This window comes from Pseudomonas sp. MWU13-2100 (genome assembly GCF_023242365.1).
Classification (GTDB): Bacteria; Pseudomonadota; Gammaproteobacteria; order Pseudomonadales; family Pseudomonadaceae; genus Aquipseudomonas.
In genome coordinates this window covers 1-12,796 of record NZ_JALLIX010000005.1, presented here as the reverse complement: position 1 = coordinate 12,796, position 12,796 = coordinate 1, and the positions used below count along the sequence as shown (strand labels likewise).

The 12,796-nt window shown below is 64.8% G+C and carries 2 protein-coding genes; both read right to left on the bottom strand.

Annotated features, from left to right (window positions below):
• Nucleotide 1 precedes the first annotated feature (1 nt).
• Nucleotides 2-1,159, bottom strand: coding sequence for a macrolide transporter subunit MacA (gene macA / locus M5B99_RS05225; protein WP_248802981.1), 1,158 nt, complete (start codon nt 1,157-1,159; stop codon nt 2-4).
• A gap of 64 nt (nt 1,160-1,223) precedes the next feature.
• Nucleotides 1,224-12,796, bottom strand: an 11,573-nt coding sequence (locus M5B99_RS05220; RefSeq protein WP_248802980.1) for a non-ribosomal peptide synthetase, incomplete at its 5' end; no start/stop codon positions are given.

The window sequence follows — 12,796 nt, the reverse complement described above, 5'->3', positions numbered from 1 at the left end:
GTCAGGCTCCTGCTACCGCGGGTGTGGCCGACGGCTCGCCGATCACCACCTTGTCACCTTCGGCCAGGCCGCTCTTGATCTCGACCCGGACATTGTTATTGATGCCGGTCTGCACGTTGCGGATCTGCGCCTGGCCCTGCTCGTCCACCACCCGCACCGGGAACGTGCCATCCTGGTTCTTGTCACCCAGCGCTGCGACCGGCACCGTCAACACGGTCTTGGCCTGGTCACGGACGATATGCACTTGGGCGGTCATGGAGATGCGCAGGCGGTGATCCGGATTCGGCACATCGAACAAGGCGTTGTAGAACACCGCACTGTTCTGCTTGCTGGCGCTGGTGGCCTGGGCATCCAGGAAGTTCTGCGGCGCCGGCTCGGTGCCGCGCAGCTTGGCGTAATAACGTTTGTCGGCATCGCCGAGGATGGTGAAATACACCTCCTGGCCCGGGACGATATGAATCACATCGGCCTCGGAGACCTGAGCCTTGATGGTCATGGTGTCCAGGTCGGCGAGCTTGAGGATGACCGGTGTCAGCTGGCTGGCGATCACGGTCTGGCCTTCCTGGGTCACGATACCCACCACATCACCGCTGATCGGCGCGACGATGCGGGTATAGCCCAGGTTGACCCGGGCGGTCTCGACCTGGATCCGCGCGTCCCTGACCTGTGCTTCGAGCGACAGCAGGTTGGCGCCCTTGACCTCGAAGTTCGATTGCGCGGTCTCGAAGTCCTGCTTGGAGATCGCGTCATCCAGGCGCAGCAGCTTGTAGCGCTCGTAGGTGGCCTTGGCGTCCTTGAGTTGCGAGGCGGCCGCCTGTTTCTGCGCGATCAGGTTCTCTTCATTGACCTGTGTCTGGCGCAGGGCATTCTGCAGCACCACCGGATCGATTTCCGCCAGCCACTGGCCCTGGGTGACCTTGTCACCCAGCTTGACCTTCAGCGACTTGAGCTGGCCCGAGACCTGCGCACCGACATCGACCTGCTTGATACCTTGCAGTACCCCACTGGCCAACACGGAGTTCTCGATATCCGCGCGCTCGACCTTGGCGGTCAGGTACTCCGGCGGTTTTGCCGGAGCTTGTACGCTGTAGAAAATAATTGCCGCCAGGACCAGCAGCACCACCACTATTACCACTTTGCGAAACTTCAACTTTTTCATAGAAAGCCACGAATGTGTTGAGGGTTGACCCGGCGGACCCACCGCCGGGCTTGAAGAGACTGAGTTATTGATGGGATCGCCACCAACTCGCCAGATGCTGCACATGGGGCGCCTTGAGGATGGTGAAATGGTTGCCCGGCCCGCGCCAGACGGTGAGATCCGGGGCGCAACGGCGCCAGCCGTCGACCATCGCCTGCTGCTCGCGCTGGTTGCCCGCCGCGTCCAGTACCGGGTCGTCGGCCAGCACCAGGCGAACTGGCCCGGTATAGATCGACGACGGTTGATAGCGGGTGCGCAAGGCCGTGCCGAAGGCTCGCGCCGGCCCACGCATCGAGTCCGTTGCCGAACGTTGCGGCAACAGCCCGGCCCGCACCATCCCGGCATGCAGCAAGCGCATCTGGCCGGCGTCGTCCTGCGCCTCGAAGGCGGCCCGATCGACCTCCATCGACTTGCCCGCGGCCAGTTGCATGGTCTCGATCAGACGCTCCAGTACGCCCATCGCCGTATAAGGCTTGCCCACCACGCCATTGCCCCCCGGCGACTCGCTGTCGATCAAAGTCAGCGAAGCCACCTCACGCCCCCGTGCAGTCAGGCGCTGAGCCATTTCGAAGACCACCCAGCCACCGAAGGAGTGGCCGAGCAGATGCACCGGCCCCTTCGGCTGCACACTGTCGATCGCCTGCAGATAGGCCTCGGCGGCGGTCTCCACCAGGCTGTACGGCACCGTGCGACCATCCAGCCCGCGCGGTTGCAGGCCATGGATCGGCCAATGCGGACCGAACGCATCGGTCAGGCCGATAAAGCCCGTGACACTGTCACCGGCCCCCGGCACACAGAACACCGGCGTGTGATCGCCGCGTCCGCCCTGGATCGTCAGCAACGGCTGGTGGGTACTGCGACTCGGCAACGGACGACCGGCCAGGCCGGCCAACGCCGTGTTGATCGCCTGCCCGAGGCCGTGGATATGGGGTATCTGCATCAGGCTCTGGTGGTCACCCGGCACCTTGATGCTGTGCAACTGGCTCAGCGGCAGCACTTCGTCCCACCCCAGGTAACCGCTGTGGGCCGGTGCATCGTGGGCGCGCTCGCTGGCAGTGAACAGATGCACCGGCACGCTGTTGGCATACACCGTGTAATGGGCCTGGGCATGACCGTGGGCGACCTCGCGATCCAGGTACTGCCAAAGATCGCGGGCTCCATGCACCGCGAGCGCCGGCGGCAGCACGCCCTGTTCGCGGCAGCGCTGTAGCAGCCCCTCGAAATCGAAGGACCGGAGCGCTGAACGCAACCCAGCGAGTCGCGCCAGGACCGCCGGATTCTCGGCGTTGCCGGTCCAGAAGCGCTCGCAGTGTTCCAGCAGATGCTGTTTGTGCGCGCTGTCCGGATTCCAGCGGGCCCGGCCCTGATCCACCAGGCGCGGCAGATAGGTGTCGATCAGACCGACGAACTCCACGTCCTCATCCAGGCCAACCAGCTGGATAGCGATCTCATAGGCCAACACCCCGCCGAACGACCAGCCGGCCAGGCGGTAAGGCCCTTGCGGCTGGACCGTGCGCATCAGGCTCAACAGACGGGTTGCCAGGCATTCCATGGTCTGCAACTGCGTCTGGCCGAGGGCCACGCCGGGCAGGCCGTAGACCGGGATATCGCTGTCGATATACTGGCCCAGGGTCGGGAAATACAGGTCCAGGCCGCTGAACTCATGGACCAGGAACAACGGACGCTGGCTACCAGTGGTACGCACCGCCACCAGTTGTTCATCCGAGCGTACTTCGGCGCTGCGGCTTGCCAGCAACTCGGCCAGCGCCGCAACACTGGCGTGCTGGAACAACTCCGCCAGCGACAGCGGCAATCCGACCGTGGACAGCTGGCTGACCAGACGCACCGCCAGCAGCGAATGACCGCCGAGGGCGAAGAAGTTGTCGTGACGACCGACCCGCTCCAGGTCGAGCACTTCGGCCCAGACCTGCGCCAGCCGGTTTTCCAGGTCGCCTTGCGGGGTTTCGAAAGCGTGGGTGGCGAACTGATCCGCCGCCGGTGCCGGCAGTGCACGGACGTCGACCTTGCCGTTGAGGGTCAAGGGCAAGGCATCCAGGCGAATGCAGAGCCCCGGGACCATGTATTCCGGCAAGTCGGCGGCCAGTTGCGCACGCAGGGCCTCGGGTTCGGGGACTTCACCATCAGGCTGCACGGTGTAATAAGCCACCAGGTATTTGTCGCCCGGGCTGTCCTCGCGCGCCACCACCACGGCGTTGCGCACCCCGGCACAGTGATGCAGGCAGGTCTCGATTTCCCCCAGTTCCACACGGAAGCCACGGATCTTCACCTGGCCGTCATTGCGCGCCAGGTACTCGAGGTTGCCGTCCGGCAACCAGCGCGCGAGGTCTCCCGTGCGATAGAGACGGCCAGCGAGGTGCTCGGCGAACGGGTCGTCGCTGAAGCGTTCGGCGGTCAGCTCCGGCCGGTTCAGGTAACCCAGCGCGACCCCGGCACCGCCGATATACATCTCGCCGACCACACCCACCGGCACCGGCTCGCCTCGGGCATTGAGCACATAGATGCGCACGTTGGCGTTGGGTTGGCCGATCGGCAGGCCGAGGGTACCCGGCAGCACGTCGAACACCTCGTAACGGCTGGCGCAGGTGGTGGCTTCGGTCGGACCGTAGCCGTTGAACAGGCGCACCGTCGCCGAGTGCTCACGAACCCGCCGGAACGACGCCGGATCCGCCCGTTCACCACCGCACATCACCATGCGCAAGCGCGCCAGTGCGGCGGGGATCAGCCCGGCATACAGGTTGAACAAAGCGGTGGACGTGATCAGCACCGTCACCCCGTTGCGCTCCAGCAATTCGGCGAAAACCAGCGGTTCAAGCAGGACTTGATGCTCGACAATTACCGACTGCCCGCCATTGAGCAAGGCGCCCCAGATTTCCGGACTGCTGGCGTCGAACGCCGGGTTGGAGGAGAAAGCAACCCGGTCCTCGGGGGAGAAATCGTAGTAGCCGTTATCCTGGACCAGGCGCGCGAGACCGTTGTGGCTGACGATCACACCCTTGGGCTGACCGGTGGAACCGGAGGTGTAGATGATGCAGGCGGCGGTGTCTGCCGTCGCGTTGTCCTCAAGAACCGATGGGGCCTGGCTCATCGCCAGTGTCGGCGCTTGCAGGGTATCCACGTCCAGCCGCGGCGTGCCGGCGGGAGCCATCAGCTCGCTATGGGTCAGCAGCACGATCGCCTCGCTGTCCTCGAGCATGAAACGCACACGCTCCTCGGGAGCCAGGCGATCCAGCGCCAGATAAGCGGCGCCGCACTTGAGGGTCGCCAGCAGGCTCGCCAGCAAGTCGATCGAACGATCCAGCAGGATCGCCACCCGGGTCCCCGGCACCACGCCCTGCTCGCGCAGGCTGTGAGCCAGGGCATTGGCACGGGTATCGAGTTCAGCGTAGGTCACGGTCAACTCGCCCTCGCGGGCTGCAATCGCCAGCGGCCGCGCCGCCACATGGGCCTCGAACAGTTGATGAATCAGCTGGCCATGGGGATAGGCGCGGTCGGTCCGGTTGAAGTCGAGCAGCAGTTGCCGACGTTCCGCCAGCGGCAGGATCGACAGATCGTGCAACGGCATTTCCGGCCTGCGTTCCAGTGCTTCGACCAGGCTGTCCAGGGCCGCATGCATATAGCCGCAAATACGCTGGGCGCCGATTTCGGCCACCACCTGCGCGGTCAGCACAAAGGCGTCGCCCAGATCATCGATACTCAGGGACAGTGGGTAGTTGCTCCACTCATCGCCCCCCAGGCTCTCGATCCCGTTCCACGCCGCCAAGGCTTGGTTGTCGAGTTGCACGGCGCTGTGCCGGTAGTTGAGCAAGGCACTGAACAGCGGCGCCGGAGCGGCGACGCCGCTGCAACGCTGGGCCAGGGCCAGGGAAGCGTGCTCGTGGCCAAGCAAGGCGCTCAGGCGGGCATGGGTCGCCCGGACACCGGCCCGGGCCCCTTGTGCGCCGACCTCAATGCGCAGCGGCAAGGTGTTGATAAACATCCCCAACGCCCGGTCCGCGCCCTCGCCGCCTTGCATCCGGCCCATCAATACGGTGCCGAACACCACGTCCTCGCGACCGCTGAGCGCACCGATCACCTGGGCCCAGGCCAGATGATGCAGGCTGGCAGCGCTGACGCCGAGCCGACGGGCAGACTGGCGCAGGCGCAGGCTCAAGGCCTCGTCGACCACCAGGCGGGCCTGGTCGATGGCGCTGCCGTCACCCTGCACATTGTGCAGGCCGAACGGCAGGGTCGACTCGTCGACATCACCGAGCATGTCGCGGAAGAAGGTTTCATGAGCTTCCTGGCTGACACCCAGGCGGGCCTGGGCCACGTAGTTGCGGTACGGCACCGCCGCCCCCAGTTGCGCCTGTTGCCCCAGCAGATAGGCCTGCATCTCGTACTGCACCACGTCCAGCGCGGTGTGATCGAGGGCCATGTGATGGAACAGCAACAAGGCGACCCAGCGCTGTTGCACGCCGTCGTAGGCACAGGCCAGGCGCAGCAATGGCGCCTGACGGACGTCGAGCCGGTAGTGCAGCGGGTCGAAATGGCCGCGCAACTGGCTGGCGATCTCTCCGGCCTCAGGGGCAAAGGTCAACTCCTCCAGCACCATCGGTGCCCGGCGTAGAACCACTTGCAGCGGCTCGTCCAGACCTTCCCACAGCACGGCGGTGCGCAGGATATCGTGGCGGCCGATAACGCCCTCGAAGGCCTCGACAAAAGCCAGCAGCCTGGCGCGATCTTCCAGGTAGAACAGCGCCTGTTGCACATAGGGATCGCCCTGCTCCGCCGCCAGGTGGTGATAGAGAATCCCCTCCTGCAACGGTGCCAGCGGGTAGATGTCCTGAATATTGGCCGCGCCACCCGGTACTGTCGCCACCACCCGGTCGATCTGTGCCTGGGTCAGACTGACCAATGGCAGCAAGTCCGGGGTGATGTGTTCGCAACGCTCGGGAATCAGGTTGGCCGGCACCACGATTTCCGTGCTGCCGCCCGCCGCCGCCGCCAGTGCCGACAAGCTCGGCTGGCCGAACAGCACCCGGACATCGGCGCTCAGGCCGACCTGGCGCATCCGCTCGATCAACGTGACGGCCAACAACGAGTGACCGCCGAGCTCGAAGAAGTTGTCGTGCCGTCCTACGCGCTCGACTTTGAGCAGTTCCGCCCAGAGTTGTGCCAGTACATTTTCGACTTCGCCTTGCGGGGCTTCGTATTCACGGCTGATCAGTGCCGCGCCATCCGGTGCCGGCAGGGCCTTGCGGTCCAGTTTGCCGTTAGGCGTCAGCGGCAGTGCATCAAGCTGCACATAGGCCGCCGGGACCATGTACTCCGGCAGCGCGCCTTGCAGATGGCCGCGCAGGTTTTCGATCTCCAGCAGCGTTTCAGGTTGCTGCGCGGTGATATAGGCCACCAGGCGTTTTTCGCCTGGGTTGTCTTCCCGTGCCAGCACCACGCTTTCCTTGACCCCTGGATAAGCGGCCAGACGCGCTTCGATTTCGCCCAGTTCGATCCGGAAACCCCGGATCTTCACCTGGTCGTCGTTACGCCCCAGGTATTCCACCGTGCCATCCGGCAGATAGCGACCCAGGTCGCCGGTGCGGTACATACGGCCGCTATTGAACGGATCATCGAGGAAACGCTCGGCGCTCAACTCAGGACGGTTCAGGTAACCGCGAGCCACCTGCACCCCGCCGATATACAGCTCGCCCGCCACACCCAGCGGCACCGGCTGCCGGCTGGCATCGAGCAGGTAGATCCGCGTATTCGCCACCGGCTTGCCAATAGGCGTGTTGTCCGGCGTTTCGTCCAGCGGCCCGGCGCAATCCCAGGCCGTGACGTCCACGGCCGCTTCGGTCGGACCATAGAGGTTGAACAAGCCAACTTCCGGCAACTGCTGCTTGAAGCGTCGTACCAGATGCCCTGGCAAGGCTTCACCGCTGCACATCACCCGCAGCAAGCCGCTGTCCCCGGCCTCACCATGAGCGAGGAACAGATCGAGCATCGACGGGACGAAGTGCAAGGTGGTGATGTTCTGCTCGCGAATCACTTCACGCAGGTAACCCGGGTCACGATGACCGCCCGGCCGCGCCATCACCAGCCGTGCGCCATTGAACAGCGGCCAGAAGAACTCCCAGACCGAGACGTCGAAGCTGAATGGGGTTTTCTGCAATACGCTGTCCGAGGCATCCAGGCCGTACTCATCCTGCATCCACAGCAGGCGATTGACCACGCCACGGTGTTCGTTCATCACGCCTTTGGGTTGGCCGGTGGAACCGGAGGTGTAGATCACATAAGCCAGATGCTCGGGGCGCACCTCGGACCGCTGCGGGTTGGTGTCCGGCTGACTAAGGAAGCCTTCGCCTCCGGCATGCTCAGGATCGAGCAACAGCACCGGCACATCGCTTGGCGGAAGCACCGCACGCAAAGCCTCTTGGGTGAGAACCACTGCCGGCGCACAGTTCTCCAGCATGTAGGTCAGACGATCAATCGGATAATCCGGGTCCAACGGCACATAAGCGGCGCCGGCCTTGAGAATCCCCAACAGCCCCGCGACCATTTCCAGGCTGCGGTCGACACAGATCGCCACCCGATCATCCGGGCCGATGCCCAGGCCGATCAGGCGATGGGCGATACGGTTGGCCTGACGGTTGAGTGCGTCATAAGTCAGGCTGCCCTTCTCGTCGACAACCGCTACCGAGTCGCCACTGCCGGCAACCCGCGCCTCGAACAGGCCATGCAAGGTCAGGTTCCGCGGATAGTCGACCGCCGTGTGATTGAAGCCTTCCAGCAACTGCCCACGCTGTTCCTTATCCAGCAACGGAATCTGTGCCACCAGCGCTCGCTCATCGGCCGCCATCCCACGCAACATCGCTTCCAGGTAGCCCAGGCAACGCTGCATGGTCGCTTCGTCGAACAATGCCGTGGCGTATTCCAGGGTGCCAAACAGACGGTCACCGACTTCGGTCATGTCCAGCAACACATCGAACTTGGCCGTGCGGCTGGTCACCCCAAGCCCTTGCAGGGTCATATCGCCGAGGGCCAGATCGACGTTCTCGGTGTTCTGCCAGGACAACATCGCCTGGAAAATCGGGCTATGGGACAGGCTGCGCTGCGGACGAACCACTTCCACCACCTGCTCGAACGGCAGGTCCTGGTTGGCCTGGGCGGCCAGGGTCTGGCGCTTGACCTGTTGCAGCAGGGCTTCGACGCTCAGCCCTGCCGGGACCTCGACCCGCACCGCCAGGGTGTTGACGAAGAAACCGATCAAATCCTCCACCTCGGCGCGCAGGCGGTTGGCCGCCGGCGTACCGATCACCACGTCATCCTGGCCGGACAGTCGGCTCAGCACCGCGGCCCAGGCGGCCATGACGGTCATGAACAAGGTGCTGCCCTGGCGCTGGCTCAGCGCCTTGAGACCACGGGTCAAGTCGGCGTCCAGGGCCAGGCCCAGCATATGCCCGCTGTAATCCTGCTGTGCCGGACGTGGCCGGTCGCTCGGCAAGGCCAGCAGGACCGGCGCACCGGCCAGGGCCTGTTGCCAGTATTGCCCTTGCTGTTGCAGAACGTCCCCGCTCAGCCAGTTGCGCTGCCACAGCGCATAGTCGGCGTACTGCACCGGCAAGGCCGGCAACGGATCCTCCGCGCCCTGGCGGAACGCCTCGTAAAGCACACCCAGTTCACGGGTCAGCACCCCGGCGGACCAGCCATCGGAGATGATGTGGTGCAAGGTCACCAGCAACACATGGTCGTCATCGGCCATGCGCACCAGACGCCCGCGCACCAGCGGTCCACGGACCAGGTCGAAGCGCTCGCGAGCCTCTGCGGCGGCGATGGACAGCAGCTCTTCTTCCGCCTCCGTCTGGCCGGCCAGCACGTGCAATTGCAGGCTGAAGCCAATATCGGCTGGGGCGATCCGTTGCTCCGCGTCCTGACCTTGCAGCTGGACAAAGGTGGTCCGCAGCGATTCGTGACGGGCAACGATACGATCCAGCGCCCGCTTGAGGGCAATACGATCCAGGGCACCACGCAAACGCAGCCCCGCCGGAATGTGATAGGCCGAGCTGCCGCCCTCCAGTTGGGCCAGGAACCACAGGCGCTGCTGGGCAAACGACAACGGCAGGGCCTGGTCACGGGACACTGGCACGATCGGTGGTTGGCTGCTTCCGGCGGCTCGGGCCAGCACCTGGGCCAATGCCGCCAACTCCGGCTGGGCGAAAATATCCGCCAGGCTCAGCTCGACCCCCAGGCGCTGACGCACCTGGGAAATCAAGCGCATGGCCAGCAGCGAGTGCCCACCAAGCTCGAAGAAGTGGTCGTGACGCCCCACCTCTTCCAGGTTCAACAGGCTCTGCCAGATCTGCGCCAGGGCCGCCTCGGTGGCGCCTTGCGGGGCGACATGCTCGCGACTGGCAAAGGCATCGCCCGCCGGAGCCGGCAAGGCCTTGCGGTCGAGCTTGCGGTTCGGCGTCAACGGCAAGGCGTCGAGCATCACGAAGGCACTCGGCAGCATGTATTCGGCCAGTTGCGGCGCCAGTTCCGCGCGCAAACCGGCGGCATCCAGGCTCGTGTCAGGCTGGGCGACCACATAGGCGACCAGGCGTTTTTCCCCGGGACGATCTTCCCGGGCGATTACCACCGCCTCCTTGACCCCCGCACAACTGCCGAGGCGCGATTCGATTTCTCCCAACTCGATGCGGAAACCGCGAACCTTGACCTGGAAGTCGTTACGGCCCAGGTATTCGATACGACCGTCGGCCATGTAGCGGGCCAGGTCGCCCGTTTTATACATACGGGCATCGGCGCCGGTGCTGAACGGATCAACCAGAAAACGCTCGGCGTTGACCTGTTCAAGGTTCAGATAACCCCGAGCCACGCCGTCACCACCGATAAAGATCTCACCGGCCACACCGTATGGCACGGGTTGCTGGTGGGCATCGAGCAGGTAGATGCGGGTGTTGGCCATCGGCTTGCCGATGGTCGCGTTGCCGCTGCCTTCGCTGCCGGCCACCACATCGTGGCTGACATAGGCCGCGGTACAGGACACCGTCGCCTCGGTCGGACCATAGGTGTTGATCAAGCGCGTGTGCGCCGGCCGCACTTCATCCCATAGTTTGAGCTTTTGTGCCGAAAGGGCATCGCCGGTGACGTTGATCAGGCGCACACCTTCCAGGCGCTGCGCGGCGACCAGCGGCTGGCTGTGCCATTCGGCGGCCAGGGTGTGCCAATGGGCTGCCGTCATATGCAGGAAGGTCGGGCGAATGCCGTGATCCTCGCGGCCCTCGCTGCCGAAGATCTCCCGGCTTGGCGCCAGGGTGGCCCCAGCCAGCAGCGCCGGGAAGATTTCCTCCACCGACAGGTCGAAGTTCAGGGTGTTCTGTTGCAGCACGGTGTCCGCCGCAGTGAGGCCGAACAGGCGGGCGGCGTCGACGCTGTAGTTGACCAGGCCACGGTGTTCGATCATCACCCCCTTGGGATTGCCGGTGGAGCCGGAGGTGTAGATCACATAGGCCAGGTGACGCACGCCGAGGTTCGCCACCACGGGATTGTCGTCGCGTTCGTCGAAGCCCTGGCGCTGATCGTCGTCGAGCAGTACCAGCGGCAGGTCCAGCTCCGGCAAACGGTCCTGTAGTGCAAGCTGGGTCAGCAAGGCCGACGGCTTGCTGTCCTCGATCATGTAGGCCAGGCGTTCGGCCGGATAGGCCGGGTCCAGCGGTACATAGGCTGCACCGGCCTTGAGCACGCCGAGCAGGCCGACCATCATTTCCACGCCGCGCTCGACGCAGATCGCCACCCGATCGTCCGGGCCGATGCCCAGGCCGATCAGATGATGGGCCAGGCGGTTGGCCTGGCGGTTCAGTCCGGCATAACTCAGGCGCTGCGCCTGGAAGGCCACCGCGATGGCCTCGGGTTGCGCGCGAACCTGCGCTTCGAACAGTTGGTGAATGGTGCAGTTCCGCGGATAAGGTACCTCGGTCGCGTTGAGGCCCACCAGCAGATGCTCACGCTCGAGCGCATCGAGCAACGGCACCTGCTCCAGAACTTGACGATCATCCGCAACCATGGCTTCCAGCAAACGCTGGAAGTAACCGAGGTAACGAACCATGGTGCGTTCGTCAAACAGTGCCGTGGCGTATTCCAGCGAACCGAGCAGACGGCCCTGGGCCTCGCCCAGGTCCAGCGAGACATCGAACTTGGCCAGGGTCTGGCTCGCTCCCAGGCCTTCGAGCTGCAGATCGCCGAGGGCGAAGTCCGCGCCGCCCATGTCCTGCCAAGTCAGCATCGCCTGGAACACCGGACTGTGGGACAGGCTGCGCACCGGCTTGATCACTTCCACCACTTGCTCGAATGGCAGGTCCTGATGAGCCTGGGCGCCCAGGGTCGCGGTCTTGACCCGCGCCAACAGGGCCTCGGTCGTCGGTTGCTCGCTGAGGTCGACACGGATCGCCAGGGTATTGACGAACAGCCCGATCAGCCCTTCGACTTCACCGCGCATGCGATTGGCCACCGGCGAACCGATCACCACGTCGTCCTGCCCGGCCAGGCGGCCCAACAGCGCCGCCCAGGCGCTCATGACGGTCATATACAAGGTGGTGCCGTGACGCTGGCCGAGGGCCTTGAGGCCACGGGTCAGGTTTTCGTCGAAGGCCACCGGCAGCGAGGCACCAGCATAGTCCTGCTGTGCCGGACGCGCCCGGTCGGTAGGCAACATCAACAGTGCCGGCGCTTCTGCCAGGGCTTGCTGCCAATAGTTGCACTGTTTCTGCAACAGTTCACCGCTGAGCCAACGGCGCTGCCATACGGCGTAGTCGAGGTAGTGCAGCGCCAGCGGTGCCAGGGGATCGTCCTGGCCCTGGCTGAACGCGGCATAGAGCGCGGCCAGTTCGCGGGTCAGAACGGCAATCGACCAGCCATCGGAAACGATGTGGTGCATGGTCAGCAGCAGGACATGATGGTCCTCGGCCAGGCGGATCAGGCGGCCGCGAATCAACGGACCCTGTTCCAGGTCGAACGGTTGCAGCGCCTCCTCGGCGGCCAGGACCCGGAGTTTGTCCTCGGCAGCCGCCAGCCCCTGCAAATCGTGAAGTTGCAGGCTGAAGCCGGCATCCGCCGCGGCAATCCGTTGCAACGGCTGTTCGTCATCGCCGAGGACAAAGGTGGTGCGCAAACCTTCGTGGCGCGCGACGATGCACTCCAGCGCCCGTTGCAAGGCCACTCGGTCGAGGCTGCCACGCAGGCTGAGGCCGGCGGGCATATGGTAGGCCGCACTGGCGCCTTCCATCTGCGCGAGGAACCACAAACGCTGCTGGGCAAAGGACAACGGCCAGGCCTGGTCACGCGCCACCGGCACGATCTCCGGCAGTGTGCTGCGCCCGGCCTGGGCAATCACCTGGGCCAGAGCCGTCAACTCAGGATGGGCAAACAGCTGCGCCAGGCCCACTTCGACCCCCAGTCGCTGGCGGACCTGCGAAATCAGGCGCATCGCCAGCAACGAGTGACCACCCAGTTCGAAGAACTGGTCATGCCGGCCGACCCGGGACAAGCCGAGCAAGTCTTGCCAGAGTTGTGCCAGGGCGATTTCGATAGTCCCTTGCGGTGCTG

Excerpts from the sequence above, each read along its gene's own strand:
- macA (WP_248802981.1), bottom strand. The coding sequence starts at position 1,159 with ATGAAAAAGTTGAAGTTTCGCAAAGTGGTAATAGTGGTGGTGCTGCTG.